Below are 26,649 nucleotides of genomic sequence, written 5' to 3' on the forward strand. Positions count from 1 at the left end.
GGCGCGGGCTCTCCCGGCTTCGCCGCCGGCCATCCGGCCGCGCCCGGCGCCGGCTTCCCGGTGCCGCCCGCGCCCCGGGCCGGCTGGTCCCCGAGCCCGCAGGGCGGCCAGTGGGGCGCCCCGGCGTCCGCCCCCACCGCCCAGACCGCCTGGCCGCCGGCCGCACCTGGCGCCGCCACCCAGCCGGCCTCCGGCCCGGCGTATCCGGCTGCGCCGGCGTCCGGCCCGGCGTACCCGGCTGCGCCGACGTCCGGGTCGGCGTACCCGGCTGCGCCGACGTCCGGGTCGGCCTACCCGGCCTCCTCGACGTCCGGCCCGGCCTACCCGGGCCAGCCGTCATCCGGTCCGGCGTATCCGGGCCAGCCGGTCGCCGCGCCGGGTGGCCTCGCTCCGGCCGGCGCCCTGCCCGGGGCGGATCCGGCGTACCCGGGCCCGCGCCCGGGCCGACGCTGGGTGCCGGTGGTGGCGCTGGCCCTCGCCGGGGTGCTGGCCGTGGTCGCCGGCGTGCAGGCGTACCAGATCCACCGGCTCGGCGACCGGCTCACCGTGACCGACCGGCGGCTGGCCGAGGCGCAGGGCGCGGACGGTCAGCGGTTCGACGGTCTGGAGGGCCGGGCGGACGCCCTGGAGAAGCAGGCCGGTGCCACCTTCAACCCGGAGGCCGTGGCGAGCGCCGTGCTGCCCAGCGTGTTCCGGGTCCGCGCCGGGCAGTTCACCGGCACCGCCTTCGCCATCGGCAAGGCGCCGGCCGGGGGCGGCACCACCCTGCTCACCAACTTCCACGTCGTGGAGGCGGTCTACAACAGCGGTGGCCGCAAGGTCTTCCTGGAGCGCACCGACCAGCGGTTCGACGCCACCATCGTGAAGGTCGACAAGGACAAGGACATCGCCCAGTTGCGGAGCACCGCCCGGTTCAAGGCGCTGGTCGCGGGGGCGACGCCGGTCAAGTCCGGGCAGCAGATCGTGGTGGTCGGCGCCCCGCTCGGTCTACAGGACAGCGTGACCACCGGCGTGGTGAGCGCGTTCCGCAAGGACGAGGGCGGCTCCGGGCCGGTCATCCAGTTCGACGCGCCGATCAACCCCGGCAACTCCGGCGGGCCGGTGATCAACGGCGCCAAGGAGGTCGTCGGGATCGCCACCGCGAAGGCCCGGGACGCCGAGGGCATCGGCCTCGCGGTCCCGATCAAGACCGCCTGTGACACGTTCAACCTGTGCTGACCGGCACCGTCGCCGGTCGTCCCTGACCGCAGCGCACACCGTCGAGGCGTGGCCCCCGACCACGCCGATCCGCTGAACCGGCCGTCCCGGCCGCCCCACGGGGGACCAGCAGACCTGGAGGAAAGAAGGATGTCCCAGCCACCGACCGGCGCGGAGGGTTACCCACCCCAGCCACCGGGCGGCACCATGTACGGCAACCCGTACGGTGGTCAGCCCGCGCCGGGCCAGTACCGCCCGGCCCAGCCGGACCCCACCCTGCCCCAGCCGCCCGCCAACCCGTACGCGCCGGGCGCCGCGCCCGTCCCGCCGCCGGGCTACCCGCAGCCGCTGTCGGCCCCGCCGGGCACCACCGCGCCGATGTCCGCCCCGCCGGTCTCCGGGCCCGGGTTCGGGCCGCAGCCGATGTCCGGCCCGCCGGTCTCCGGACCGGGATTCGCGCCCCAGCCGATGTCCGCGCCGCCGGGCGCGGTCCCGCCGTACGGGGCGCCGGCGGCGGGCGCCGGCAAGGGGCGGGCCACCACGCTGGTCCTCGCCCTGGTCGCCGGGCTGCTCTTCGTCCTCGGTGGGGTGATGACCGGCCTCTACGTCAACACCAACGGCAAGCTGCACAAGTCCGAGCAGACGGTCAGCCAGCGGAACGGGACGATCGCGGCCAACCAGCAGGAGATCGACAAGCTGAAGGCGGACCTGCAGTCGGTTCGGGACAAGCTCTCCGACACCGAGCAGGACCTCACCGGCACCAAGAACGACCGGGACGAGCAGGCCCGCCAGAAGCGGGTCATCGCGAGCTGCCTGGACAAGCTCACCACCGCCATCTCGGCGGCGTCCCGCGGCGACAAGGCGGGCTTCGACCGGGCCAACAAGGGCCTGGACAAGATCTGCGACGAGGCCGAGAACTACCTCTGACCGGGTTGAACGGGCCGCTCCGGGCAACCGGGGCGGCCCGTGCCGTGCCGTGCCGTGGGCTGGGCGGCGCCGGTGGGCGCGCCGTGCCGGCGGGCTAGGCGGCGCCGGCGGGGCGGCGGGTCGGCAGGGCGGTCACGCCGGGTGGCGGCAGCCCTGCGGTCGAGGCCAGCAGGGTGCACCAGCCGAGCAGGTGCGGGGCCAGGTCGACGCCGAGCGGCGTCCAGGACGCGCGGATCTCGATGTCCCCGGCGGCGGGCGGGCCGGCCAGCTCGCCGAACCGGGTGGAGAGGGTCTGGGTGACGGTGCCGCCGATCGCCCGGTGCCGGGCGTCCTGCGCGTCCAGCGCATCGGTCAGCCAGGTCCAGCCCACCCCGGGCAGCAGCGGGTCGCTGGCCAGGTCCACCTCAAGCTCGGCGGTCACGTAGGTGACCAGCCGCAGGGTGCCCTGCCACGCCTCGTGGCCGGCCGGGTCGTGCAGCAGGATCAGTCGGCCGGTGGCCACCTCGTCGCCGTCCCGCAGCACCGCGGCGGAGAGCGCGAACGCGTAGGGGGCCAGGCGCTGCGGGGCGCCGACCTCCTCCAGCACGATCTCCGGGCGGCAGGTCACCGATCGCAGCCCCGCGACCGCGCGGACGAAGGTTTCCGGATGCGCGATCGGGGGGGCCATGCCGGCAGCCTATGCCGCCGTCCACCCGCTCGGCGGGACGGCACGCCGGGCGCTCGTCTCGATCATCCGGGAACGGGGGAGGGCGCGCGGGGCCCCGGTTCCCGAGACGCCCCTGCGTTCACGTCACAAAAGGTGATGGTGACGGCGGACGCCGGTCCGGCGCGTGGCACGATTGGCCGCGATGACCACCGAGACCACGGGCACTGCCGCCCGAGACGGAGAAACCCGCCGCGGCGGGCCGGCCGACTCGCCCTTCGTCCGCGCCTGCCGGCGCGAGCCGGGCCCGCACACCCCGGTCTGGTTCATGCGCCAGGCCGGCCGGTCGCTGCCGGAGTACCGGGAGATCCGGGCGAACGTGCCGATGTTGGAGTCGTGCCGCCGCCCCGATCTGATCACCGAGATCACCCTCCAGCCGGTCCGTCGGCACGGGGTGGACGCGGCCATCCTGTTCAGCGACATCGTGGTGCCGGTGGCCGCCGCCGGCATCGACCTGGACATCGTGGCCGGCACCGGGCCGGTGGTGGCCGAGCCGGTGCGTACCGCGGCCGACGTGGAGCGGATCCGCCCGCTCACCCGGGACGACGTGTCCTACGTGGACGAGGCGGTCCGGCTGCTCGTGGCCGAGCTGGGCGACACCCCGCTGATCGGCTTCGCGGGCGCCCCGTTCACCCTGGCCAGCTACCTGATCGAGGGCGGGCCGTCGCGGACCCACGCGAAGACCAAGGCGCTCATGTACGGCGACCCGGAGCTGTGGCACGCGCTCTGCGCCCGGCTGGCCGAGGTGACCTTGGCGTTCCTCCGGGTGCAGGTCGACGCCGGGGTCTCCGCGGTGCAGCTCTTCGACTCGTGGGCCGGCGCGCTCTCCGAGGCCGACTACCGCCGCTACGTGCTGCCGCACTCGGCGCACGTGCTCGCCGGCCTCGTCGACGCCGACGCCGACGGCGCGGGGACGCGACCGGGCGCCGGACCCGTCGAGCCGGCCGTGCCGCGGATCCACTTCGGGGTGGGCACCGGCGAGCTGCTCGGCGCGATGGGCGAGGCCGGGGCCGACGTGGTCGGCGTGGACTGGCGTACGCCGCTGGACGTCGCCACCGGCCGGATCGGTCCGGAGAGGGCCGTGCAGGGCAACCTCGACCCGTGCGTGCTGCTCGCCCCCTGGCCGGTGGTGGAGGCCGAGGTGCGCCGGATCCTGGAGCAGGGTCGGGCCGCCCCCGGGCACGTGTTCAACCTGGGTCACGGCGTGCTGCCGGAGACCGACCCCGAGGTGTTGACCCGGGTGGTCGCGCTGGTGCACGAGCTCAGCGCGCGGCCCCAGGAGGCAAGGAGCTGATCATGGCGCGACCGTGGCGGGTGGCGATCATCGGTGGGGGCATCACCGGGCTGGCCGCCGCCGTCCGGTTGCGCGACCGGGCCCCCGCCGGCACCGAGATCACCGTGTACGAGCAGTCCGGCCGCCTCGGCGGCAAGCTGCGCACCGGCGAGCTGGCCGGCGGCCCGGTCGAGTTCGGCGCCGAGTCGTTCCTGATGCGGGACCCGGCCGGCGCGGCGTCCGGGGCGGTGGCCCTGGTCCACCGGCTGGGCCTGGCCGAGCGGATAGTGCACCCCACCGTCGGGCAGGCCGCCCTGGTGATCGACGGCGGGCTGCGCCCGGTCCCCGGCGGCACCCTGGTGGGCGTACCCGGGGATCTGGCGCAGGTGGCCGCGGTGGCGCGGCCGGCCGCGGCGGCCGACCGGGACGAGGGCCGCCCGCTGCTCGGCCCGGACGACGACATCGCGGTCGGCGCGCTGGTCCGCGCCCGCCTCGGCGACCAGGTGGTGGACCGGCTGGTCGACCCGATGCTCGGCGGGGTCTACGCCGGCCGGGCCGACGACCTGTCCCTGGTCGCCACGATGCCGGCCCTGGCCCGGACGGCCCGGGTGGAGCACACCCTGGTCGGGGCGGTCCGCGCCGCACAGGCCGCCGCGCCCCGCGCGCCCGGCGCCCCGGTCTTCGGCACCCTGGTCGGCGGGTTGAGCACCCTGGTCGACGCGGCGGCGACGCAGAGCGGGGCGACGATCCGCCGGAACGCCGCCGTCCGCGAGCTGCACCGCACCCCTACCGGGTGGCGGCTCACCGTCGGACCCACCCGGTTGCCCGACGGCTCCGCGCCGCGCGCCGGGGTGGAGCCGTCGGCCGTCGAGGTCGACGCGGTGGTGCTCGCGGTGCCCGCCCGCCCGGCGGCCCGGCTGCTCGCCGACGCCGTGCCCGCGGCGGCCGCCGCCGTCGGCGGGCTCGACTACGCCAGCGTCGCGCTGCTCACCATGGCCCTGCCGGAGCCGGAGCTGCCGGGGCTCTCCGGCCTGCTGGTGCCGGCCACCGAGGGCCTGCTGATCAAGGCAGCCACCTTCTTCACCACCAAGTGGGGGCACCTGCGCCGCCCGGACGGGCTGGCCCTGGTCCGCGCCTCGGTCGGCCGGTACGGCGACGAGGCCGCGCTCCAGCTCACCGACGACGACCTGGTCGCCACCGTGCACCGGGAGCTGTCGAAGGCGCTCGGCACCCCGCTGCCCGCCCCGGTCGACCGGCACGTGCAGCGCTGGGGCGGGGCGCTGCCGCAGTACCCGCCCGGCCACCTCGGCCGGGTCGCGACGGCCCGGGCGGAGCTGCGCGCCGCCCACCCGACGCTGGCGCTGGCCGGCGCCGGCTACGACGGGGTCGGCATCCCGGTCTGCGTCCGCTCCGGCGAGACCGCGGCCGAAGAGATCATCACAGCACTGGGAGGATCGGCAGCATGACCGAGCAGACCAACGCGGCCCGGTTGCGGGAGCTCAACGACAGCATCCGCTACACCATGTGGTCGGTGTACCGGGCCACCAGCCCGCTGCCGTCCCTGCGGGAGAACGTCGTCGACGAGGTCGAGTCCCTCTTCGAGGAGCTGGCCGGCAAGGACGTCACCATCCGGGGCACGTACGACGTGGCCGGGCTGCGCGCCGACGCGGACCTGATGATCTGGTGGCACTCCTCCTCCAGCGACGCCCTGCAGGACGCGTACCTGCGGTTCCGCCGGACCACCCTGGGCCGGGCGCTAACCCCGGTCTGGTCGCAGATGGCGCTGCACCGGCCGGCCGAGTTCAACAAGAGCCACATCCCGGCGTTTCTGGCCGGCGAGGAGGCCCGGGCGTACCTCTGCGTCTACCCGTTCGTCCGCTCCTACGAGTGGTACCTGCTGCCGGACGCGGAGCGGCGGGAGATGCTCGCCGAGCACGGTCGGATGGCGCGCGGCTACCCGGACGTGCGGGCCAACACGGTGGCCTCGTTCGCGCTCGGCGACTACGAGTGGATGCTCGCCTTCGAGGCCGACGAGCTGCACCGGATCGTGGACCTGATGCGCGAGCTGCGGGCCGCCCGGGCCCGCCGGCACGTCCGGGAGGAGATCCCCTTCTACACCGGCCGCCGCCGGTCCGTCGCCGACATCGTCACCTGCCTGGTCTGAGCGGGCGCCGGCACGCCCTGCCGGCCGGCGACAGCCGGACCCGGCCGGGATCGCGCCCCTAAAGGGGTGGCGACCCCGGCCGGGCGGCGGTCAGGCGCTCGTCGTGCAGGAGAGGTTGCCGGGCACCGGGTTGCTGCCGCTCCACGAGCCGGTGAAGCCGAACGTGGTGCTGGCGCCCGCGCCGAGGCTGCCGTTGTAGGCGACGTTGCGGGCGGTCACCAGTGTCCCGCTGGCGCTGACCGTGGCGTTCCACGCCGAGGTGACCTGCTGGCCGTTGGCGTAGGTCCAGCTCACCGACCAGCCGCGGATCGGCGAGCCGCCGTTGGTCACCTGCACGTCGGCCTGGAAGCCGCCGCCCCACTGCCCGGTGATCTTGTAGGTCGCCGTGCAGGCCCCGGCCGGGTTCGGCGTGGTCGGCGGCGGCGTGGTGGGCGGGGTGGTGGTCGGCGGGGTCGTGGTCGGCGGCGTGCTGGTCGGCGGGGTCGTGGTCGGCGGGGTGGTGGAGCCGCCGCCGAAGTCGACGTCGCTGCACAGGTAGTACGACTGGTCCAGGTGGCTGGCCTGCCAGATGGTGTAGACCATGTGCCGTCCGCTGCGGCCCGGCGCGTTCGCCGGCACCTGGATCGACACGCCCGACGTCTCCTGCGTCCACTGGCTGGCCGGGGTGTTGCCGATCTGGCCGACCAGTTCCAGATCGCTCCAGCGCAGCGGCGAGGTCAACGCGTTGAAGCCCTGCTTGGTCACGTACACCCGGATGTAGTCGGCGCCGTGGCTGGCCTGGTCGAACAGCTTGATCCGGAAGTTGTTGGAGATCGACGTGGTCTTCCAGGCGCCGACCGTGTCGAGCGCGTTGTAGCGGCCGGACTGGGTGTGCCCGGCGCTGCACAGCTGCCCGTCTGGGATGGCCGCCTGGTGGTTGCCGGCGACGCCCTCGCGGAACAGGCCGTTCCAGTTCCACATGGCGTTCGGGTCGGCCTGCCAGGCCTGCCAGCACATCGGGTCCTGGGTGGCCATCGCCGGGTTCTGGAAGTCGCTGCCCCAGCGTTGCCAGCAGCTGTAGTTGCGCGACGCCGGGTCGACCACCGACCCGTGCGCGGAGGCCGGGCCGGCCAGGGTGAGGTTCAGCAGCGCCGCGACGACCGCGCCGACACTGAGGAGGGCCGCCGCGACGAGGGCGCGGCGGCGGTACGGAGTGGACATCGGAGCCTCCGGGTGGAGATGTCGGTCAAACGACGCCCGGACGGTGCGGGAGTTGCCCCTCCCGTGCCGCGTGCGCTGGCTCCCGTAGCGGTTCCGCCCTGGCACCGTGCCACAGGAAAGCGGTATCCGTCAATCTCTGCGGCGGGCCGCGGTCACCCGTCCCGGCGCATCGGGGTGTGCGGGATGCCGTCCTCGACGTAGCCCGGGCCGCTGGCCGTGAAGCCGTGGCCGGCGTAGAAGTCGACCAGGTGGGACTGCGCCTCCAGCACGCACGGCCGGTCGCCGACCAGCGCGAGGGCCTCGGTCATCAGCCGGCCGGCCAGGCCGCCGCCGCGGGCGGCCGGCGCGACCACCACCCGGCCGATCCGGGCCACCCCGGCCGGGTCGGCCAGGATCCGCAGGTACGCCACCACGGCCCCGTCCCGGGTCAGCCACAGGTGCCGGGTGCCGGGCTCGACGTCCCGGCCGTCCAGCTCGGGGTACGGGCACGCCTGCTCGACGACGAAGACGTCGATGCGCAGCCGGAGCAGGTCGTGGAAGGTGCGGGCGTCCAGCTCGGCGAAGCTGGCCAGGTGTGACTCGACGGGCATCCCGCGATGTTAGGTCGGGTCCGTCCCGGCACCCCGCTCGGCCCGGGCGACCGGGGCGACGGCGGTGCGCGCGGGGACGGTGGCGGTCGGTGCGGTGGCGGTCGGTGCGGTGGCGTGGCGCCGACGGACCTGCGTGATCACGGCGGGGACCGCGACCAGCACGGCGACCGCGGCCGCGACCGGCCACGGACCCCACTGCGCCAACCGGTCGCTCAGCGCGCCCTGCACCCGGCCGGCCGCGGCGACCACCGGGTCGTCGGCGTTCCGGCCGGCGAAGAGCCGGACCTCGTACCAGCCGTACCAGGCCACGTAGCCGCCGGTGAACATCAGCAGCAGGCCGGCCAGCCGGCCGAGCACCGGCGCCGCCCGTCTGGTGCGCCGGAGCAGGGACTCCCGGGCCAGCGCCACCACGAGGGCCGCGGCGCCCACCGCCAGCCCCATGCCGAGGGCGTACGCGACGAACAGGCCGGCGCCGCCGGCCGGGCTGCCGGCGCGGAAGCCGGCCACCACCACGGCCAGGAACGGCCCGATCGTGCAGCCGAGCGAGGCCACCGCGTACGCCACACCGAAGAGCACCATCGAGCCGAACCGCGCCTGGACCGCCGGGCCGGTCGCCGGACGCGGCGTGATCGTCGGCAGCTGCCGGCCGGCGAGCAGCCAGCCGCCGGCCACCACCAGCGCCACGCCGATCAGCACCGACACCCACGGCAGCCGGCGCGCCACCGCGTCCGCCACCGGCCCGGCGAGCAGCCCGAACCCGCCGAAGACCGCGACGAAGCCGAGGGTCATCGCGCCGGTCAGGGCCAGCGCCCGGCGCACCGGCGCGAGCGGCCCGCGGCCGGCCGCCCGGTCCTCGCCCAGCACCAGCACCGACAGGTACGCGGGCAGCAGCGCGAACCCGCAGGGGTTCACCGCGGCGAGCAGGCCGGCGGCGACTGCCAGCCCGTACGGGGTGTCCGACATGTCAGACCAGCTCGGCGACCCGGCGGCGCAGCTCCGCCTGGGACAGCGCGCCGGAGTGCACCACCTTGCCGGTGGAATCGAGCAGCACGTACCACTCCTGGCTGGTGACGCCGAACCGCCGCCACAGCGTGCCCTCGTCGTCGGCCAGGTTGGGGAACGCGGTGATGCCGGTGTCCCGGACGAAGCGGCGCATGGCGTCCGCGCCGCTGCCCAGCCCGGCCACGCCGACCAGGTTGACCCGGTCGGCGTGGTCCCGTCGCACGGCGGCGACGTCGTCGGCGACGCCCCGGCACCGGCTGCACCAGGCCGCCCAGAACCAGAGCACGGCCGGCCGGCCGGCCAGGCTGCGCCCGGCGAACGACCCGCCGTCGACGGTGCGGGCGGTGAAGTCGAGCGTGCCGGGAACCGGCGTGGCGTTGCCGGTGCTGCCGACCGGGCCGGTCGCGGTGGGACCGCTCGTGCCGGTGGCGCCGGCCGCGCCGGTGGTGCCGTTCGTGCCGGTGGCGCCGTTCGTGCCGGCGAGGCCGGTCGGCGCGGCGGCGGCCGGCCCGCCCGACGTCGGGGCGGCGTCGTCGGTCCCGCCGCTGTCCGCGCAGCCGGCGAGGGCGAGGGTGACGGCCAGGGCGAGCGGCAGCAGTGCCGATCTGACTGCGGGCATGCACGGATGCTAGCCAGACCCGCGCCCCGCCGACCCTTACCGCCCGCTTACGACAGGCTCGTCCCGTGCCAGGACCGCGCCGGTCCCGAGGTTGCCGCTGCGGGAGGTCGGTGGGTCGGCGGGCCGGGAGGCCGGGTGGCCCGGCGGTCGTCGTCCGGGCGGGCCGGCGCTGGAGCCGGCGATGTCTGGGATCGACGTGCGCAGGTCTCGGCCGGAAGGGATCCCTGTCGAAAGGCGATATGCCGCTGCGGCATCTTTATGCCTCAGCGGCATATCGCTTTCAGGCGGGGTGCCCGGTAGATCGGAGGACGTCGGCGGGTGCGCCGTCCCGCGGTCGCCCCCGGCCAGCACCGGCGTGGACAGCAGGCTGGCGGGCCGCGGCCGAGGTGCAGTCCCTACCGACCAGGGCGAGGTCCGGTCGTGCCGCCGGGCTGCTGGTGGTGGAGAAGGGCATCACCATGGCGCAGTCGCAGGCCAGATGACCAGGGCGTGGCGCGATCCGCTGGGCAGGCACGCGCCGGCCCGTGCGGCGGGGTGGGTCAGGCGGGGCGGGCGCCCACCGCGTCGCGGATCTCGGCGCCCTGCTCGCCCTCGACCGCCCGGGCGCAGTGGGCCGAGCAGAAGAACCGGCCGGAGACCTCGACACCATGGCCGACGATCTTGATCTGGCAGTGCTCGCAGATGGGTGCCATCCGGTGGATGGCGCACTCGAAGGAGTCGAAGGTGTGCGTGGCGCCGTTCACCGTACGCACCTCGAACGCCATCCAGTAGTCGTTGCCGCAGACCTCGCACGTTGCCATCTGAAACCCCCCGAAAACGGACCCGTCACCACAGCGTCCGGCACCGGACACCGGCCGGCAACCGAAACCGGCGAACCTGGTCCGGCTCGACGGCGCGTCACCCCCGGCGTGTCGCGCGTTAGGCCAGGTGACCGCCGTGAAACGCCCCCGGAGGACCCCCGTGATCAAGCGCAACAAGCTCTTCGGCAACCAGACCCGGGTCACCTTCTGCCTGCCCCGGGACGCCCCGCCCGGCACCGTCAGCGTGGTCGGCTGCTTCAACGGCTGGGAGCCCGGCCGGCACGAGCTGGTCGGCCGCCGGGACGGCACCCGGACGGTGACCGTCCGGCTCGGCCCCGGGGAGTACCGGTTCCGCTACCTGGCCACCGGTGGCGTGTGGCTGGACGACGAGTCCGCCGACCACGTCGACGAGCAGGGCGGCACGCTGCGGCTGTGAGCCGCGGACGGGCCCGGCCGCCCGGCCAGGCCCGACCACGGCGGGTGGTCGAGGGGCGGCTCAGGTGTCCTTCGGCTCCAGCCGGACGGAGATCGAGTTCACGCAGTGCCGGGTGTCCTTCGGGGTGAAGCCCTCACCCTCGAAGACGTGCCCCAGGTGGCTGTCGCAGCGGGCGCAGCGGATCTCCGTGCGCCGCATGCCCAGGGTGTTGTCGGGGATCTCCTTGACCCTCCCCGGGATGGCGTCGTCGAAGCTCGGCCAGCCGCAGTGCGAGTCGAACTTGTCCTCGCTGCGGAACAGTTCGGCCCCGCACGCCCGGCAGTGGTACACCCCGGGGGTCTTGGTGTCGACGTACTCGCCGGTCCATGGGGCCTCGGTGCCGGCCTCGCGGAGCACCCGGAACTCCTCGGGACTCAGCCGGACCCGCCAGTCGTCCTCGGTACGGGGCAGTTCATTGTCGGAAAGACTCACCGCTCAACCGTACGTCGGGCGTCGGTGCCATCGCATATGGTCGCGCAATGGTCGCCAGCAAGGCAGTCGAGGAGATCGAGGTCGCCGGGCACACCGTGCGGCTGAGCAGCGCGGACCGGGTGATCTTCCCGGAGCGCGGGTTCACCAAGGCGGACGTCTTCCACTACTACCTGTCGGTCGGCGAGGGGATCATGCGCGCCCTCCGTGACCGGCCCACCACGCTGCAACGCTTCCCCGAGGGCATCGAGGGGGAGATGTTCTTCCAGAAGCGGGTGCCCGCCCGGGGCGTACCGCCGTGGGTGGCGACCGCGGAGATCAGCTTCCCCAGCGGCCGGAAGGCCGCCGAGCTCTGCCCGGCCGACCTGGCGCACGTGGCCTGGGCGGCGCAGATGGGCACCGTGGTCTTCCACCCCTGGCCGGTGCGCGCCGCCGACGTCGACCGCCCGGACGAGCTGCGCATCGACCTGGATCCGCAGCCCGGCACCGACTTCACCGACGCGGCCACCGCCGCCGGTGAGCTGCGGGCCCTGCTCGACGAGCTGGGCGCGACCGGCTGGCCGAAGACCTCCGGCGGCCGGGGCGTCCACGTCTACCTGCGGATCCACCCGCGCTGGACCTTCGTCGAGGTACGCCGGGCCACCATCGCGCTGGCCCGGGAGCTGGAACGCCGCCGCCCCGAGCTGGTCACCACCGCCTGGTGGAAGGAGGAGCGGGGCAGCCGGGTCTTCGTCGACTTCAACCAGATGGCCCGGGACCGCACCATCGCCTGCGCGTACTCGCTGCGGGCGAACGCCCGGGCCACCGTCTCCACCCCGGTCGACTGGGACGAGCTGCCCGACGTGGACCCCGACGACTTCCACCTGGGCAGCGTGCCGGCCCGGTTCGCCGAGCGGGGCGACCCGCACGCCGGCATCGACGACGCGCCGTGGGACATCAGCCCGCTGCTGGAGTGGGCCGAACGGGACGCCGCCGCCGGGCAGGGCGACCTGCCGTACCCCCCGGAGTATCCGAAGATGCCCGGCGAACCGAAGCGGGTGCAGCCCTCCAAGGACCGGGACCGGCCCCGCGACTGACCGTCCCGCGCGATCACGCGGCCGATAACGATCACGTAACGCGCGCGAACCTTTCCCGGCCCCCGACCGCTCTTGGAGGGCATCGGCCCGACGGGGCCAGGGGAGGGCCGGATGAGATTGGTGTTGAGGCGGGCCAACGAGGCGCGCGGACTGCTGCTGGCCGCGGTGGCCGCGGCGCTGGTCGCGGTCGCGTTGGTCACGGGGCTCACCGACTACAACCGTCGGGCGGTGGAGGCCGGCCAGCGGGCGCTGCTGAGCAAGGCCGCGCTGGAGGAGCGGAGCATCCTGATGAGCGGCGCCGGCGGCAAGAACGCCGCCGAACTGGCCGCCCGGGACCAGGCGCTGCGCGCCGGATTCGCCACCGGTCTCGGTGGCACCCCGGTCACCGTCACCGGCGCCCGGTACGGCGGTGGCCGGGAACTGACCGGCGACCTCGGCCCGCGGGTCCGTACCGACGACGACCCCGTCTTCGCCAACCTGGGGACCCTGGACGACCTGCCCGCGCACGCCGACCTGGTCGACGGCGCCTGGCCCGCACCGGGCGCGAAGCCGCTGCAGGTGACGCTCCCCGAGAAGGTCGCCGGGGCGCTGGGGATGACCGTCGGTGAGCGCGTGCCGATGCTCGACCGCAGCACCGAACGGGCCAGCACCATGGTGCTCGTGGGGACCTGGCGACCGCGGGACCCCGCCGAGCCGTACTGGCGGTTGGCGCCGGGGGTGGGCGCGGACAGCACGGCCGCCTCCGACACCTCCTACGGGCCGTTCGTGCTGGACCCGGCGGACTTCGCCGCCACCTTCCCGGGCTCGGTCTCCGGCTGGTGGGTGATCGAGCCGGACCTCGCCGCGGCGGCCCGGGACGGCCGGCTGCTCGACGTCCGGCAGGCGCTCGCCCACGCCGTCACCGAGGTGCCCGAGAAGGCCGGCCTCGGCTCCTCCGCACAGGTCGTCACGGCGATGGAGGGGTTGCTCAACCGGATCGCCCGGGCCGACCTCGTGGGTCGCTCCTCGTTGACCACGCCGGTGCTGCTGATCGTGGTCCTCGGCGGGTACGCGCTGGTGCTGGTCGCCGCGCTCCTGCACGAGGACCGGCGGAGCCAGACCGCCCTGCTGCGGGCCCGCGGGGCCGCGCGACGGCAACTGGCGGGCCTCGCCGCGCGCGAGGCGACCCTTGTCGTCCTGCCGGCCGCCGTGCTGGGGCCGCTGCTCGCCGCCGAGACGCTGACCCGGATGAGCGGCCGTTCGAGCGCGCTGGCGCTCACCGCCGGCAGCCCCACCCTGCTCTGGGTGGCCGCGGCGGCGGCCGCCGCCGGCTGCCTGCTCGCGATGGTCGCCCCGACCCTGCGCGGGGCGGGCACCTACGTGGCCGACCTGGCGGCCCGGTCCCGACCGAACCGCAGCGCCACCGTCCAGCGGGCCAGCCTCGACCTGGTGCTGGTCGCGTTCGCGGTGCTGGCCTGGACGCAGCTGCGCCAGTACTCCTCGCCGGTGACCGGCGCGGCCGGGCGGCTCGGGGTCGACCCGCTGCTGGTCGCCGCGCCGACCCTGGGCGTGCTGGCCGGCGCGGTGGTGGCGCTCCGGCTGCTCCCGCCCGCGACCCGGTTCGCCGAGCGCTTCGTCGACCGGAAGTTGTGGACCGCCACCATCCTCGGCATGTGGCAGGCGGGCCGCCGGCCGCACGCCGGACCGGTGCTGCTGCTCGCGCTCGCCGTCGGCGGCAGCACCCTCGCCTGGTCGCTGATCGCCACCGGCGAGCGGTCCCTGGTCGACCAGGCCGACCACACCGTCGGCGCCGACCTGCGGATCACCGAGCGCAACGGGATCGCCCCGATCGGTCGGGCCGGGCAGCTCGAGGCGCTGAACGGGGTGGACCGCGTGTCGCCGGCCTGGCGGGACGAGATCCGGGTCGGCCGCGCCGACCTGCCCGCCACGGTGGTGAGCCTCGACGCGGCGACCGCGGCGCAGCTGGTGCGGCTCGACGACCGGCTGGCCGACGAGCCGGTGCGGACGTTGTTCGACCGGCAGGTCCGGGCGCGCAACGCGCCGGCCGGGGTCGAGCTGCCCGTCGGCACCAAGGCGATCACCGGCACGGTCCGCACCCCGGTACGCGACAACCTGTCGTCCCGCCCGATCGCCGTGTCGATGCTGCTGACCCGGGCGGACGGGCTGGCCTTCCGGCTGCCGGTCGCGAGCACGGACGGCGACGGCCGGCGAACCCGCTTCACCGTGGACCTGCCCGCGTCCGAGCGGCCCCTGCGGCTGGCCGGATTCGAGCTCGACGGCGGCGACGTGGCCGGCACGGCGTACGGCCTGCAGCTGACCGGCCTGCGGCTGGTCGGCGCCGACGGGACGGCCACGCCGGCGCAGCTCGGCGACGCCTGGATGGCGACCAACGGCGAACCCACCGGCCGACTGACCGTCTCGGCCACGGCCACCGGGCTCTCGGCCGAGAACCAGGTCACCTTCCTGCCGGGCGGGCGGTTCGCGTACCAGGACTCCTCCCGCTTCGTGGTGGTGCCGGCCGGCGACAACAAGCCGGTGCCGGCGCTGATGACCCCCCGGGTCCGCGAGGCGCTGAGCCTGCATACCGGCGACACGGTCACCCTGTCGCTCTCCGGGGTGTCGCTGCCGGTCACCGTGGTCGGCGAGGTGGCCGCGGTGCCCTCCACCGCCGGCGACGGGGTGCTGCTGGACCTGCCGGCCGCGGTGGACTGGCTGATCCGGGACCGCGGCGCCGTCCGGGCGGTGCAGGAATGGTGGCTGGGCACCGCCGGCGCCGCTCCGGGCACGGTGGCCCGCGCGGCCGCCGACCTGCCCGGGGTCACCGTGCTGGACCGGCAGCAGGTGGCCGAGAGCGCCGACGAGGACCCGTACTGGCAGGGCGCCCGGACCGGTCTCCTCGCCGCCGCGATCGGTTCGGTGCTGCTGGCTCTCGTCGGGTTGATCGTCGACGTCTGGGCGACCGCCCGGCACCGGCTCGGCGAGTTCGCCGTGCTGCACACGCTCGGCGCCGCCCCCCGGCTGCTGGCCCGGGCGCTGCTGGCCGAGCAGACCTTCCTGGCCGGGCTGGGGGTCGGGGTCGGGTTGCTGCTGGGCTCGGCGGTGGGTGTGACGATGGCCCCGCTGGTCATCCTCACCCCGTCGGCCAGCCGGCCGGTGCCCGAAGCGGCCTTCGTGCTGCCGTGGACGCCGGTCGGGGTGACCGCGATCGGCCTGCTGCTGGCGGCGCTGGCCTTCAGTGCGTTCATCGCCCTCGGCATCCGGCAGCGGGTGGCGGCGGCGCAGCTGCGAATCGGGGGAGACCGGTGACCGGGTGGAGCGGAGCGACAACCACGAGCGTGGAGGCGGCGAGATGAGCATCGGCGCGATCGCCCGGCGGATCCGGGCGTACGGCGGACAGTTCCTGCTGCTCGCGGCGCTGACGACGGTCGTCATGCTGCTGATCAGCGCGGGACCCCGGCTGGTCAACTCGCGGACCGACGAGGGCCTGCGGACGCTCATGGCCAGCCAGCCGGACGAGCGGCGGGACGTGACCTACACGACCCCGGAACCGATCTTCAACGCCGGCAACGGCACCTCGTTGATGGACGCGTTCGAGGCCGACCTGGCCCGCAAGCAGAACGAGATGCCGCCGGAGGTGCGGCGGCTGGTCGGCCAGCGGTGGTTCACCGCGGAGACCAACGCCGACCGGGTCCGGGGCCCGGACCTGGCGGCCAAGAACCTGCTGGTCGACCTCGGGCTACGGCACCTGCCCGGGACCGCCGACGCCGGCACCCTGGTCGACGGGCACTGGCCCGAGCCGGGGGTGCGGGTCGATCAGCCGATCCAGGTGGCGCTCTCCGCCGAGGTCGCCCGCAAGCTGAACCTGCGGGCCGGCAGCAGGCTGACCCTCACCAGGACGTCACCGGATGACACCGACGAAACGGCGAAGAAGGCCGAGCCGGTACCGATCACCGTGGTCGGCGTCTTCGAACCCCGGGACCGCGCGGACGGCATCTGGCAGGGCCTGCCGTCGATCCTGCACGTGGTCGAGCCCCCGGGGGACGCGCAGCCGTTCATCGCGTACGGGGTCGCCGACCGGGCGTCGCTGGACCGCCTCTCCCGCGACGGTTGGGGTCTGCGGTTCGGCTGGCGCTACCGGTTGGTCGCCGACGGCTTCGACGCGCGGGACGTGCCCGGGCTCATCGACAGCTTGCAGCGGATGGGTCAGCGGGCGCAGGGGGTCACCCTCGTCCAGGGCCTCGACATCCCGCTGCGACAGTTCCTGGCGGAGGTGGCCGCCGCCCGTACGGTCCTCGCGGTGATCGCGGCCGGCGTGCTGGCGACCCTGGCCGGGCTGGTCCTGCTGGCCGCCGGCCTGACCGTCCGCCGGCGCCGCGCCGAACTCACCCTGTTGCGTGCCCGGGGCGGCACGGGCGTCACCGTGGCCCGCCGCAGCCTCGCCGAGTGCCTGCTGGTGATGCTGCCCGCCGCCGCGATCGGTTGGTTCCTCGGCAACCTGGCGCCCGGAGCGCCGGGGAACACCGCGGCGCTCGCCGTGGTCGCGGCCGTCCTGGTGACGCTGGTGTTGCCGGTGGCCGCGCTCGCCGCGCCGACCGGTGGCGGCGGGCGGCGCGACCTGATCAAGCTGCGCCCGTCGGCGCGCCGGATCACCGCGGAGGCGGCCCTGGTGCTGCTCGCCGTGCTCGCGGTCGTCCTGCTGCGCCGTCGCGGTCTCGTCCCCGGTGAGATCGACCCGCTCCTGGTCTCGGTCCCGGTGCTGCTCGCCGTCGGCGCGGCGGTGCTGGCCGTCCGGCTCTACCCGTGGCCGCTGCGGCTGCTCAGCCGGCTCGCGGCCCGGACCCGGGGCAGCGTCGCCTTCCTGGGCACCGCCCGCGCCGGCCGGGCCGTGGTCACCACCCCGCTGGTGGTCGTGGTGCTGGCCATCGCGACCGCGGCCTTCTGCGCGGTCGTCGCCGGCGGGCTGCAGACCAGTCGGGACGCTGCGGCCAGCCGGCAGGTGCCCGCCGACGCGCTCATCCAGGCCGCGCGGCTGGCCCCGGAGACCGGCGCCGACCTGGACCGGCTGCCCGGGGTGCGGGCGACCGGCCCGCTGGCGCAGGAGGCGGGTCAGCGGCTGGCCAAGGACGCCAGGGGCGGGGACGCCCGACTCGGCGATGTCACCGTGCTGCTGGTCGACGGGCCGGCCATGGCCCGGGTGGTCCGGGAGTCCGGCGTACCCGTGGACGTGCCCGCCGCGCTGCTCGCCGCCCCCGGCGCGCGGTCCGGCCCGCTGCCCGCGGTGGTCTCCCCGGCGGTCGCCGCCGACCTGGCCGATGCCGGTCTGGACGGCAGCGCCTTCGTCGGCGTGCAGGGCCAGCGCTACGAGTTCAGGGTGGCGGAGCGGGCGGACAGCTTCCCGATGCTCCGGGCGGACAGCCACCGGTTCGTCATCCTGCCCTGGCAGTCGGTGCCCCGGACCGACCACGTCGTCGTGCCGACCGGCTTCCTGGTCGCCGGCGACGACCTCGACGTCGCGAAGCTGCGCGCCGTGGGCAACGAGGGCCAGCGCCGCTTCCAGCAGGGCGGGGCGGTCACCGGCGCCGAACCGCCGCGCGAGGCGGAGGTCCGCACCTGGGCGGAGGTCCGCCACCAGGTCGGCGAGGGCAGCGCGAACGCCGTGCTGGTGTTCGGCTTCGCCGCCGGCGCCGCCGGCGGAACGCTGCTGGGTGTGCTGGCGATCGCGTTCGTGGTGCTGGCCGGCGCGCGGGCCCGCGGCCAGGTGCTGTCCCGGCTGCGCACCCTCGGCCTGTCCCGCCGGCAGTGGCGGGCGCTGCTCCTGGTGGAGCTGGGTCCGCTGGTCGGCGTGTCGGTGGTCACCGGCGCGCTGGTCGGCGCGCTCCTGCCGGTGCTGCTCACCCCGGTGCTCGGGCTGTCCGCCTTCACCGGCGGCGCCCCCGTCCGGGTGGCGTTCGACCCCCGCCTCATCGCCGGGATCGTCGTGTTGGGGGCGGTCGCCCTCGGCTTCGCGGTCGCCGTCGAAGCTTTGAACAACCGCCGGATGCGCCTCGGTGAGGTGCTCCGGCTCGGAGAGGAGAGCTGATGACCGCCACCGCACAGAGCCCCGCCGTGCCGGACCTGGCCGCCCTGCAGCGCCGCGCCGCCGAGCGCGCCGCCGAGCGGGCCGGCGGCCAGGACCGCCTGCGCGGGCACATCGTCTGCGACAGCCTGGTCCGCATCTTCAAGACCGAGGGCGTGGAGGTGCTCGCCCTGCAGGGGCTGGACCTGGTCATCGACCGGGGTGAGCTGGTGGCCATCGTGGGCGCCTCCGGGTCCGGCAAGTCCACCCTGCTCAACATCCTCTCCGGGCTCGACACCCCGACCGCGGGCATCGCCCGGGTGGCGGAGTACGACCTGCTCAACCTCTCCGCCCGGCGGCGGCTGAGCTACCGGCGGGACGTGGTCGGCTTCGTCTGGCAGCAGACCGGCCGGAACCTGCTGCCCTACCTGACCGCGATCGAGAACGTCGAGTTGCCGATGCAGCTGGCGGGTCGGGGCGGCGGCCGCCGGGCCCGGCGGGAGCGGGCCCGGCAACTGCTCGACCTGGTCGGCGTCGGCTACTGCGCGGACCGCCGGCCGGGCCAGATGAGCGGCGGCGAGCAGCAGCGCTGCGCGGTGGCCGTGGCGGTGGCGAACGACCCGGAGGTGCTCTTCGCCGACGAGCCGACCGGCGAGCTGGACGAGGCGACCGGCGCCGAGGTGTTCGCCGCGCTGCGCACCATCAACGCCGAGCTGGGCGTCACCATCGTGGTGGTCACCCACGACCACGCCGTGGCGAGCCAGGTCCGCCGGACCGTCGCCATCCGCGACGGCCGGACCTCCTCGGAGGTACGCCGGACCGCCCGGCTGGCGGCCGACGGCAGCACCGAGCTGGTCAGCGAGGAGTACGCGGTGCTCGACCGGACGGGCCGGATGCAGCTGCCGGCGTCCTTCGTGGACGCCCTGTCCCTGCGCGACCGGGTCCGGCTCAACCTGGAACCGGACCATGTCGAGGTGCGACCCGGCGACCGGGCGCACAGCGAGGAGAGTGAGTGATGAGCGAGCAGCTTTTCGCGGCCCCGGCCGTGCGGGTGCCCACCGAGGAGGTGCTCCGGGTCGAGGGGGTGAGCCGTACCTTCGGTCGGGGCGAGCACGCGGTGCACGCGGTCCGGGACGTCTCCTTCGTCGCCGGGCGGGGCGAGCTGGTCGCGGTCCGGGGCCGGTCCGGCGCCGGCAAGACCACCCTGTTGAACCTGGTCGGCGGGCTGGACCGGCCGGACCACGGCACGATCCGGGTGGCCGGCCACGAGGTGACCGCGGCCGGCGAGCGGGAGCTGCTCGCGCTGCGCCGGGGCACCGTCGGCTTCGTCTTCCAGACCTTCGGCCTGGTGCCGATCCTGTCGGCCGCGGAGAACGTCGGGGTGCCGCTGCGGCTGGCGAAGGTGCCGGCCGCCGAGCGGGAACAGCGGGTGGCCGTGCTGCTGGAGCTGGTCGGCCTGGGCGGGCACGCCGCGCAGCGCCCGTACGAGCTCTCCGGCGGGCAGCAGCAGCGGGTGGCGGTGGCCCGGGCCCTGGCGAACGAGCCGGACCTGCTGATCGCCGACGAGCCGACCGGTCAGCTCGACTCGGAGACCGGGCGGTCGATCATGGACCTGCTCCGGGCGGTGGTGCACGCCCGCGGGATGACCGCGCTGGTGGCCACCCACGACCCGGCGCTGATCGAGATGGCCGACCGTACCCTCACCATGCGCGACGGCCGCGTGGCCGACGACTGACCCGGGGCCGGGCCGGGGGAGGCCTCAGAGGGCCAGCTTCATGCCCTCGTGGCTGGCCACGAAGCCGAGGTTGCGGTAGAAGCGGTGCGCGTCGGCGCGGGACTTGTCGGTGGTGAGCTGCACCAGCGCGCAGCCCCGCGCCCGGGCCCGGTCGATCGCCCAGGTCATCATCTCCCGGCCCAGCCCCTGGCCGCGCAGATCCGAGCGGACCCGGACCGACTCGATCAGGGACCGCTCGGCGCCGTGCCGGCCCAGCCCCGGGATGTCGGTGATCTGCATGCAGCCGACCAGCTCACCGTCGCGGTCGACCACCACGAGGTGGTTGCGCGGGTCGGCGGTGATCTCGGCGAACGCCTTCTCGTACGCCTCGTCCACCTGGGTGAAGTCGCGGGCCTTGCCCAGCACGTCGTCCGCGAGCAGGGCGATGACGGCGGGCAGGTCCGCGCGGACCGCCTCCCGGAAGATCACGTCGGTCATGCCGGAAGCCTGGCACAGCGGCGGGCGCCGATCCGCCGGTACCGGCGTTCAGGGCTGGTCCAGCCACGTGCGCAGGGCCCACCACCAGTGCAGGGTTTCGCGCACCGGCCAACGCGGTCCGTCCTCGACCGGCGGCCCGCCGGTGAGGTCCCGCAGCCGGCGCAGCCGGTACCGCACGGTGTTCGGGTGCACGTGCAGGGCGGCGGCCGCCTGGTCCAGCCGCTGCCCGTGGTCCAGCCAGGCGAGCGCGGTCGAGGCCAGCTCCCGGTGGAACTCCTCGGCCGGGTCGAGGCCGGCCAGCAGGACCCCCCGCAGCAGCTCGGCCAGGGCCGGCTGGGCGTCCAGCGCGGTCTCCCCGGCCAGGTCGGTGACCAGGTGTACGCCGCGCAGCCGGCGCCGGGCCGCGCTCCGCAGCGCGGCGACGCAGAGCGCGTACATCGCCGGCGCCCGGTCCAGCGGGCGGGCCGGCGCGGCCACCACCAGTGCGTCCGGCGGGGCGGCGGCGCTCTCCGGCAGCCGGGGGACGAGGCCGGCGAACCGGCCCTCGACCGGGCCGAGCATCCCGCCGCACCGGGCCAACCGGCGGGCCAGGGCGTGCGCCCGCACCGGGTCGAGGTGCTCCGCGACCAGGCAGTGGTAGCGCCCGTCCGGGCGTAGCCCGAACCGGATCAGCTCCGCGGCCGGCTCGCCGCCGGCCGGCCCATCCGTGGCCGGCTCGCCCGCGGCGGTCCGGCCCGCGGGCGGCTCGCCGGCGGCCGGACCGAGCAGCAGCCGGCGCAGCAGTCGGGCGCGGGCCGCCCCGCCGGCGGCGGTCAGCTGCCGCTCGGCGTCCCGGTGGCCGTCGACCACCGCCCGTTCCACCGCCCCGGCATAGCGGCTGATCGTGAGCAGCCCCTCGACCAGCACGTCGTCCGGTATGCCGGCGGCCCGCCCGTGCCGCACCACCAGCTCCACCGCCCGGTTCCGGCCGGCCTGCACGCCGCGCAGCAGCCCCGCGACCGACACCCCCTGCGCCGCCCGGTCGGCACCCAGCCGGCGCGCCTCGGCGAAGTCCCGCTCGGCCGGATCGTCCCGGCGTTCCAGCGCGCCGAGCCCGCTGGTGAGCAGGGTGACGACCTGCCGGCGGACCTCCGCCGGGGGGAGCCGGGCCACCTCGGGGGAGTGCTCGCGGGCGGCGCGGACCACCTCCTCGACGGCCAGCGCGTCGCCGGTCAGGTCGCGCAGCAGCGTCGCGAAGGGGGTCGGGCTTCCGGTCCGGGCCATCGCCTCCCGCGCCTCCCGTTGTCGTCGCGGCACAACCGGCCCGGCCGGCTGTTGGCGTCGAGCCCCTATCGGGTGCTCGCGGCCGGCTGTTTCCCTGTTTGTTACCGCAAGGTAACACCGCCCATCGGCAAAGAGGAACGTCAATCCCGAAACCGGCTCCCAGGAGGTGCCATGTCCCCCGCACCGCCGCACCCGTCCCGCCCGCGCGGCCGCCGGGCCGCCCTCGCCGCCCTCGCGGCCCTCGCGGCCCTCGCCCTCGCCGCCCCCGCGACCCCGGTGGCCGCGGCGCCCCGCGCCGCGCACGTGCCGCAGGCCGCGCTGCCGGCCGCGGCGGCCCTCCAGGAGGTGATGTTCGTAGGCAACAACTGGGACGGCACCGCGGACGTCATCCGCTCCCGCGGCGACTACGCCCGGCTGGGCCGGATCAACGTCGTCCCGGACCGGGCCCAGCGGCTGCGCGAGATCTACCTCAACCCGATCCGGCTCGCCTTCTTCCTCGGCATCCGGCAGGGCCCCGGCGAGGGCCACGACCAACTGGTCGACGACATGTACACCACCCCGGACGGGTCCGCCCTGGTGGTGTCCCGGCCCAGCTTCGCCGACGTCGTCTCCATCGACCTGGCCACCGGGGCTCTGCGCTGGCGCTTCCCGGTCTCCGGCTACCGGTCCGACCACATGGCCGTCTCCCCGGACGGCACCCGGGTCGCCGTCTCCGCCTCCACCGGCAACACCGTGCACGTGCTCGACATCCGCACCGGCCAGCAGCTCGGCTCCTTCTCCACCGGGGACAAGCCGCACGAGAACATCTTCACCGACGGCGGCCGGTACCTGTGGAACATGTCCATCGGCGAGGTGAACACCGACCTGGACGCGCCCTGGCTGGACTGGACCAAGGGGGACCGGCGGATCACCGTCGCCGACACCACCACGTTCCAGGTGGTGAAGGTCATCGACATGCGGTCCCGGCTGGACGCCGCCGGCCGGCAGGACCTCTCCGACGCCGTCCGCCCGGCCGTCTTCACCCCGGACGGCGGCAAGCTCTACTTCCAGGTCTCCTTCTTCAACGGCCTCGTCGAGTACGACGTCGCCGGCGACCGGATCACCCGCGTCGCCACCCTGCCGAAGAACCCGGCCACCAGTGATGACCGCACCACCTGGGTGAACGACTCCCGCCACCACGGGCTGTCGGTCAGCCCGGACGGCAGCCGGCTCTGCGTGGCCGGCACCATGGACGACTACGCCACCGTCGTCGACCGGGCCACCCTGCGGGAGGGCACGCTGGTGCCGGCCAGCAAGCCCTACTGGGCCACGGTCAGCGGGGACGGTCAGGACTGCGTGATCTCCGAGTCCGGCGCCGACCAGGTCACCGCGATCAACTTCGCCACCGGGCAGAAGGTCACCAGCGTGCCGGTCGGCGACCACCCGCAGCGGGTGCGCGTCGGGCACCTGCCGCTGGGCTGGACGCCGCCGGCCGGCTGAGCCGCCGGCACACCGTCACCGGGCGGGGCAGCGCAGCCCCGCCCGGGGCACGGTGAGCGAGATCAGGTACGCGTCCACCGCCTCGGTCACGCAGGCGGTCTGCGGGTACGCGGTGTGCCCCTCACCCTCCCAGGTGAGCACCCGCCCGACGCCCAGCATCGAGGCCAGCGCGGCGGTCTGCTCGTAGGGCGTGGCCGGGTCGCCGGTGGTGCCCACCACCACGATCGGCGGAGCGCCGACCGCCCGACCGGTCGGGTACGGGTCCCGCCCGCCGGGCCACTCGACACAGCCCAGCATCCCCACCGCCAGCGCCGGACCGAACAACGGGTACGTCGTGCGCCACTGCGACTGGAGCTGCCGGATCTGGTCGCGGGTCGGCTTCTCCGTCTCGTCGGCGCAGTTCACCGCCATGTTCGCGTCGAACAGGTTGGTGTAGTGCCCGTCCTCCTCGCGCCCCGCGTACGCGTCGGCCAGGGTGAACACCCCGGTCGGGTCGCCGCCCTGCAACGCGTCGATCGCCCGGGCCAGCTCCTGCCAGCCGGTCTCGGTGTAGAGCGAGGAGATCACCGCGTAGAACACCCAACCGGAGGTCGCCTCCCGGCCGTCCCGGCCCCGGGCCGGGGAGACCCGGGCCTTGTCGATGGCGGAGGTGACCGCGCCCCGGGCGTCCGGCGCGATCGGGCAACGGCCGGCGTTCGCCGCGCACCAGCGGGAGAAGTTGTCGAACGCCCGCTCGAAGCCCTTCGCCTGGCTCTCCGACCCGGCGATCAGCTGCTGCTGCGGGTCCACCGCCCCGTCGAGCACCAGCGCGCGTACCCGCTGCGGGTAGAGCTGGGCGTAGGTGGCCCCGAGCAGGGTGCCGTACGAGTAGCCGAGGTAGGTCAGCTTGTCGTCGCCGACGGCCGCGCGCACCGCGTCCATGTCCCGCGCCGCCTGCTCGGTGCCGTAGAGCGGGAGCTGGTCGCCGTACTTGGCGCCGCAGCGCTGCCCGACCCGCCGGTTGAGGTCGACGAAGCCGTCGAACGACGCCTGGCTCTCCGGGTCGGGGTCGTAGCCGAAGCTGGCGTCCAGGTCGCCGTCGGAGATGCACTTCACGGGACTGGACCGGGCCACCCCGCGCGGGTCGAAGCCGACGATGTCGAACCGGTCGGTCACCGCGGCCGGCAGCCCGCCGAAGCCGGACCCAAACGACAGGTAGACGGCGGTGTCCACGCCGGAGGCGCCGGGACCGCCCGGGTTCACCACCAGCGACCCGATCCGGTCGTGCTGCCGGTTGGAGCGGATCCGGATGAGGGCGATCTCGAAGGTCTCCCCGGCGCCCGGACCGGCCGTCGCCCCGGTGGTCGCCCCGGCGCCCCAGTTGCGGGGTACGGCGATCCGGGTGCACTCGTACCGCATGCCCGACGCGCCCCGGCCGACCAGCTCGTCGGGGACCTCCGGGCAGGCCCGCCAGGTCGGCGCGGCGCCCGGCGCGGCCGCCGCGCCCTGGCCCTCGGTGCGCGGGGCGATCACCGGCAGGGTGCAGCCGGCGCTGAGCAGCACCACGGCGACCAGCCCGGCCAGCGCGGACCAGGCCCGGCGCGGCCGGTCGGAGAAGCGGATCACGTGCCAGCCTTCCATGATCGTGTCGACGGCCAGGCTACGCCCGCCCGCCCTCACCGCCGACGGTCGCCGCCGGATCGCCGCGCAGCACCTCGTCCACGTCGTAGCGGATCGGGCGCTCGAGCTGCTCGTAGGTGCAGGAACGGGGGTCCCGGTCCGGCCGCCAGCGGACGAACTGGGCGGTGTGCCGCAACCGGTCGCCCTCCATGGCGTCATAACCGACCTCGGCCACCAGCGCCGGGCGCAGCGGCTCCCACTCCAGGTTCTTGGTGCCGGTCCACCGGCTCACCCCGCCCGGGATGCGCTGGCCGCGCTCGTGGTCGCCGTGCACCCATGGATGGTCCTCGCCCACGTCGCGGTAGGGCTCCAACTCGTCGAGCAGCTCCTTGCGCCGGGCCGCCGTGAACGACGAGCTGACCCCGATGTGGTGCAGCACCCCGGCGTCGTCGTAGAGGCCGAGCAGCAGCGAGCCGACCACCGGGCCGGACTTGTGCCAGCGGAAGCCGGCCACCACCGCGTCGGCGGTGCGGGCGTGCTTGACCTTGAACATCAGCCGCTTGCCCGGCTCGTACGGCAGGTCGGCCGGCTTGACGATCAAACCGTCCAGCCCGGCGCCCTCGAACACGTCGAACCAGCGCCGGGCGGTCTCCGGATCGGTGGTGACCTGCGTGACGTGCACCGGCGGGCGGACCTTGGCCAGCGCCTTCTCCAGCGCCGCCCGGCGCTCCGGATAGGGCCGGTCGGTCAGCAGCTCGTCGTCGAGGGCCAGCAGGTCGAAGGCGACGAAGTCGGCCGGCGTGGTCTCGGCGAGCAGCTTCACCCGGGAGGCGGCCGGGTGGATCCGCTGGGCGAGCAGCTCGAAGTCCAGTCGCGGCTGGCCGTCCGGCCCGTCGCGGCGGATCACGATCAGCTCGCCGTCGACCGCGCACCGCGGCGGGAGCTGACGGCGCGCCTGCTCGACCACCTCCGGGAAGTAGCGCGTCATCGTCTTGCCGCCCCGGCTGGCCAACTCGACCTCGTCGCCGTCCCGGAAGACGATGCAGCGGAAGCCGTCCCACTTCGGCTCGTACGTCATGCCGGGGCCGGTGGGCAGCTGGGGCACGCTCTTGGCCAGCATCGGCTCGACCGGCGGATTGATCGGCAGGTCCACGGCGACAGTCAATCAGACCCCACCGACGGCCGTGAGGCAGATCACCGCCCGCTCGCGGCGGCGTGTCCCGCTCGCGGCTCCTTCGTCACCCCCGCCCGGATGATGAAACCGCAGGTCAGAGCTAGCGTTCGGCGCGTGCCGGAGTGGAGCTGCGGGTGCTGCGGGCGCTGGCGGGTCAGCGTGGAACTGATCCGCCGGCGGTACCGCTACCGGCTGGTGCACCGCTACCGCACCGAGTTCGGTGGCGGCGCCAACGTCATCGGCGAGGTCGCCTCGGTCGTCGAGCTGGAAGACCTGCTGCGCCGGCACGCCCCGGTCGGCCTGGCCGACCTCCGCGAGGCCGCCTGACCCCTCGGCCCGCTGGCCACCCGGCCTCGCCCGCTGGCCGACCGACCGACCCAGGTTGTCGTGCCGCTCGGGGGCCCCGGCGTGG

24 protein-coding genes are annotated in these 26,649 nt (G+C 75.3%); 13 read left to right on the top strand and 11 right to left on the bottom strand.

The window, feature by feature from the left end; all coding sequences use genetic code 11:
• Together ACIBPB_RS21055 and ACIBPB_RS21060 are read left to right on the top strand one after the other, a co-directional pair.
• Positions 1-1,218: trypsin-like peptidase domain-containing protein (locus ACIBPB_RS21055; RefSeq protein WP_396841220.1), on the top strand; the 1,218-nt coding region annotated here is incomplete at its 5' end.
• A gap of 129 nt (positions 1,219-1,347) precedes the next feature.
• Positions 1,348-2,124, top strand: coding sequence for a hypothetical protein (locus ACIBPB_RS21060; protein ID WP_396841221.1), 777 nt, complete (start codon positions 1,348-1,350; stop codon positions 2,122-2,124).
• Positions 2,125-2,218: 94 nt separating this feature from the next.
• On the opposite strand, the gene ACIBPB_RS21065 is transcribed toward ACIBPB_RS21060, so the two are convergent.
• Complete coding sequence (locus ACIBPB_RS21065) at positions 2,219-2,791, bottom strand: DUF3000 domain-containing protein (RefSeq protein WP_396841222.1); 573 nt, start codon at positions 2,789-2,791, stop codon at positions 2,219-2,221.
• Between the two features lie 181 nt (positions 2,792-2,972).
• On the opposite strand from ACIBPB_RS21065, the gene hemE reads away from it, so the two are divergent.
• Genes hemE through hemQ form a run of 3 tightly spaced genes read left to right on the top strand, consistent with a single transcriptional unit; the run spans position 2,973 to position 6,264 of the window.
• Complete coding sequence (gene hemE, locus ACIBPB_RS21070; protein WP_396841223.1) at positions 2,973-4,121, top strand: uroporphyrinogen decarboxylase; 1,149 nt, start codon at positions 2,973-2,975, stop codon at positions 4,119-4,121.
• A gap of 2 nt (positions 4,122-4,123) precedes the next feature.
• Entirely contained in the window at positions 4,124-5,566 is a 1,443-nt protein-coding gene (gene hemG / locus ACIBPB_RS21075; protein ID WP_396841224.1) for a protoporphyrinogen oxidase, read from the top strand.
• Positions 5,563-6,264 (top strand): hydrogen peroxide-dependent heme synthase, encoded by a 702-nt coding sequence (hemQ, locus tag ACIBPB_RS21080; RefSeq protein WP_357314639.1) that lies wholly within the window; start codon positions 5,563-5,565, stop codon positions 6,262-6,264. The genes hemG and hemQ overlap by 4 nt, the downstream gene beginning before the upstream one ends.
• Before the next feature lie 90 nt (positions 6,265-6,354).
• Here hemQ and ACIBPB_RS21085 read toward each other — a convergent pair whose 3' ends face one another.
• From ACIBPB_RS21085 to ACIBPB_RS21105, 5 genes are all read right to left on the bottom strand, one after another.
• Positions 6,355-7,464, bottom strand: coding sequence for a lytic polysaccharide monooxygenase (locus ACIBPB_RS21085; RefSeq protein WP_396841225.1), 1,110 nt, complete (start codon positions 7,462-7,464; stop codon positions 6,355-6,357).
• 152 nt (positions 7,465-7,616) lie between these two features.
• Positions 7,617-8,054: a GNAT family N-acetyltransferase gene (locus ACIBPB_RS21090; RefSeq protein WP_396841226.1), complete on the bottom strand. Its 438-nt coding sequence runs from the start codon at positions 8,052-8,054 to the stop codon at positions 7,617-7,619.
• Between the two features lie 9 nt (positions 8,055-8,063).
• Positions 8,064-9,017: a cytochrome c biogenesis CcdA family protein gene (locus tag ACIBPB_RS21095; RefSeq protein ID WP_396841227.1), complete on the bottom strand. Its 954-nt coding sequence runs from the start codon at positions 9,015-9,017 to the stop codon at positions 8,064-8,066.
• 1 nt (position 9,018) lies between these two features.
• On the bottom strand, positions 9,019-9,675 hold the full coding sequence (locus ACIBPB_RS21100) for a redoxin domain-containing protein (RefSeq protein ID WP_396841228.1): 657 nt from the start codon (positions 9,673-9,675) through the stop codon (positions 9,019-9,021).
• A 539-nt stretch (positions 9,676-10,214) separates the two neighbouring features.
• Positions 10,215-10,475, bottom strand: coding sequence for a hypothetical protein (locus ACIBPB_RS21105; protein WP_046565734.1), 261 nt, complete (start codon positions 10,473-10,475; stop codon positions 10,215-10,217).
• 160 nt (positions 10,476-10,635) lie between these two features.
• Here ACIBPB_RS21105 and ACIBPB_RS21110 point away from each other — a divergent pair, with 160 nt between their 5' ends.
• Positions 10,636-10,911 carry an isoamylase early set domain-containing protein gene (locus tag ACIBPB_RS21110; RefSeq protein WP_396841229.1) on the top strand — a complete coding sequence of 92 codons (276 nt, stop codon included), beginning with the start codon at positions 10,636-10,638 and terminating at the stop codon, positions 10,909-10,911.
• 60 nt (positions 10,912-10,971) lie between these two features.
• On the opposite strand, the gene msrB is transcribed toward ACIBPB_RS21110, so the two are convergent.
• On the bottom strand, positions 10,972-11,382 hold the full coding sequence (gene msrB, locus ACIBPB_RS21115) for a peptide-methionine (R)-S-oxide reductase MsrB (protein WP_396841230.1): 411 nt from the start codon (positions 11,380-11,382) through the stop codon (positions 10,972-10,974).
• Between the two features lie 47 nt (positions 11,383-11,429).
• Between msrB and ligD the strand changes: the two genes are divergently transcribed.
• The 5 genes from ligD to ACIBPB_RS21140 all read left to right on the top strand — a co-directional run bounded on the left by ligD (position 11,430) and on the right by ACIBPB_RS21140 (position 20,245).
• Positions 11,430-12,455 (top strand): non-homologous end-joining DNA ligase, encoded by a 1,026-nt coding sequence (gene ligD, locus ACIBPB_RS21120; protein ID WP_357314620.1) that lies wholly within the window; start codon positions 11,430-11,432, stop codon positions 12,453-12,455.
• A gap of 111 nt (positions 12,456-12,566) precedes the next feature.
• Positions 12,567-15,761: an FtsX-like permease family protein gene (locus tag ACIBPB_RS21125; protein WP_396841231.1), complete on the top strand. Its 3,195-nt coding sequence runs from the start codon at positions 12,567-12,569 to the stop codon at positions 15,759-15,761.
• Positions 15,762-15,804: 43 nt separating this feature from the next.
• Positions 15,805-18,534 (top strand): FtsX-like permease family protein, encoded by a 2,730-nt coding sequence (locus ACIBPB_RS21130; RefSeq protein ID WP_396841232.1) that lies wholly within the window; start codon positions 15,805-15,807, stop codon positions 18,532-18,534.
• Positions 18,534-19,526 (top strand): ABC transporter ATP-binding protein, encoded by a 993-nt coding sequence (locus ACIBPB_RS21135; RefSeq protein ID WP_396841233.1) that lies wholly within the window; start codon positions 18,534-18,536, stop codon positions 19,524-19,526. Before ACIBPB_RS21130 ends, ACIBPB_RS21135 begins: the two co-directional genes overlap by 1 nt.
• Complete coding sequence (locus ACIBPB_RS21140; RefSeq protein ID WP_396841234.1) at positions 19,526-20,245, top strand: ABC transporter ATP-binding protein; 720 nt, start codon at positions 19,526-19,528, stop codon at positions 20,243-20,245. The genes ACIBPB_RS21135 and ACIBPB_RS21140 overlap by 1 nt, the downstream gene beginning before the upstream one ends.
• Before the next feature lie 24 nt (positions 20,246-20,269).
• On the opposite strand, the gene ACIBPB_RS21145 is transcribed toward ACIBPB_RS21140, so the two are convergent.
• Both ACIBPB_RS21145 and ACIBPB_RS21150 read right to left on the bottom strand, forming a co-directional pair.
• Entirely contained in the window at positions 20,270-20,722 is a 453-nt protein-coding gene (locus ACIBPB_RS21145) for a GNAT family N-acetyltransferase (RefSeq protein WP_396841235.1), read from the bottom strand.
• Positions 20,723-20,770: 48 nt separating this feature from the next.
• Positions 20,771-21,985 (bottom strand): helix-turn-helix domain-containing protein, encoded by a 1,215-nt coding sequence (locus ACIBPB_RS21150; protein ID WP_396841236.1) that lies wholly within the window; start codon positions 21,983-21,985, stop codon positions 20,771-20,773.
• Between the two features lie 171 nt (positions 21,986-22,156).
• Here ACIBPB_RS21150 and ACIBPB_RS21155 point away from each other — a divergent pair, with 171 nt between their 5' ends.
• A complete protein-coding gene (locus ACIBPB_RS21155) occupies positions 22,157-23,464 on the top strand; it encodes a YncE family protein (RefSeq protein WP_396841237.1) in 1,308 nt (435 codons plus the stop codon).
• A gap of 15 nt (positions 23,465-23,479) precedes the next feature.
• On the opposite strand, the gene ACIBPB_RS21160 is transcribed toward ACIBPB_RS21155, so the two are convergent.
• Complete coding sequence (locus ACIBPB_RS21160; RefSeq protein WP_396841238.1) at positions 23,480-25,084, bottom strand: alpha/beta hydrolase; 1,605 nt, start codon at positions 25,082-25,084, stop codon at positions 23,480-23,482.
• A gap of 19 nt (positions 25,085-25,103) precedes the next feature.
• Entirely contained in the window at positions 25,104-26,216 is a 1,113-nt protein-coding gene (locus tag ACIBPB_RS21165) for an ATP-dependent DNA ligase (RefSeq protein WP_396841239.1), read from the bottom strand.
• 135 nt (positions 26,217-26,351) lie between these two features.
• Between ACIBPB_RS21165 and ACIBPB_RS21170 the strand changes: the two genes are divergently transcribed.
• Positions 26,352-26,564 (top strand): hypothetical protein, encoded by a 213-nt coding sequence (locus ACIBPB_RS21170; protein WP_396841240.1) that lies wholly within the window; start codon positions 26,352-26,354, stop codon positions 26,562-26,564.
• The last annotated feature ends 85 nt before the right edge of the window (positions 26,565-26,649 follow it).

The organism is Micromonospora sp. NPDC049836 (assembly GCF_044465125.1).
Classification (GTDB): Bacteria; Actinomycetota; Actinomycetes; order Mycobacteriales; family Micromonosporaceae; genus Micromonospora.

Coding starts and splice junctions, on each gene's coding strand:
- ACIBPB_RS21160 (WP_396841238.1), bottom strand. CDS start 25,084: ATGGAAGGCTGGCACGTGATCCGCTTCTCCGACCGGCCGCGCCGGGCC.
- ACIBPB_RS21090 (WP_396841226.1), bottom strand. CDS start 8,054: ATGCCCGTCGAGTCACACCTGGCCAGCTTCGCCGAGCTGGACGCCCGC.
- ACIBPB_RS21155 (WP_396841237.1), top strand. CDS start 22,157: ATGTCCCCCGCACCGCCGCACCCGTCCCGCCCGCGCGGCCGCCGGGCC.
- ACIBPB_RS21085 (WP_396841225.1), bottom strand. CDS start 7,464: ATGTCCACTCCGTACCGCCGCCGCGCCCTCGTCGCGGCGGCCCTCCTC.
- ACIBPB_RS21095 (WP_396841227.1), bottom strand. CDS start 9,017: ATGTCGGACACCCCGTACGGGCTGGCAGTCGCCGCCGGCCTGCTCGCC.
- ACIBPB_RS21065 (WP_396841222.1), bottom strand. CDS start 2,791: ATGGCCCCCCCGATCGCGCATCCGGAAACCTTCGTCCGCGCGGTCGCG.
- ligD (WP_357314620.1), top strand. CDS start 11,430: ATGGTCGCCAGCAAGGCAGTCGAGGAGATCGAGGTCGCCGGGCACACC.
- hemQ (WP_357314639.1), top strand. CDS start 5,563: ATGACCGAGCAGACCAACGCGGCCCGGTTGCGGGAGCTCAACGACAGC.
- ACIBPB_RS21150 (WP_396841236.1), bottom strand. CDS start 21,985: ATGGCCCGGACCGGAAGCCCGACCCCCTTCGCGACGCTGCTGCGCGAC.
- ACIBPB_RS21060 (WP_396841221.1), top strand. CDS start 1,348: ATGTCCCAGCCACCGACCGGCGCGGAGGGTTACCCACCCCAGCCACCG.
- ACIBPB_RS21140 (WP_396841234.1), top strand. CDS start 19,526: ATGAGCGAGCAGCTTTTCGCGGCCCCGGCCGTGCGGGTGCCCACCGAG.
- ACIBPB_RS21130 (WP_396841232.1), top strand. CDS start 15,805: ATGAGCATCGGCGCGATCGCCCGGCGGATCCGGGCGTACGGCGGACAG.
- ACIBPB_RS21125 (WP_396841231.1), top strand. CDS start 12,567: ATGAGATTGGTGTTGAGGCGGGCCAACGAGGCGCGCGGACTGCTGCTG.
- hemG (WP_396841224.1), top strand. CDS start 4,124: ATGGCGCGACCGTGGCGGGTGGCGATCATCGGTGGGGGCATCACCGGG.
- hemE (WP_396841223.1), top strand. CDS start 2,973: ATGACCACCGAGACCACGGGCACTGCCGCCCGAGACGGAGAAACCCGC.
- ACIBPB_RS21100 (WP_396841228.1), bottom strand. CDS start 9,675: ATGCCCGCAGTCAGATCGGCACTGCTGCCGCTCGCCCTGGCCGTCACC.
- ACIBPB_RS21105 (WP_046565734.1), bottom strand. CDS start 10,475: ATGGCAACGTGCGAGGTCTGCGGCAACGACTACTGGATGGCGTTCGAG.
- ACIBPB_RS21145 (WP_396841235.1), bottom strand. CDS start 20,722: ATGACCGACGTGATCTTCCGGGAGGCGGTCCGCGCGGACCTGCCCGCC.
- ACIBPB_RS21135 (WP_396841233.1), top strand. CDS start 18,534: ATGACCGCCACCGCACAGAGCCCCGCCGTGCCGGACCTGGCCGCCCTG.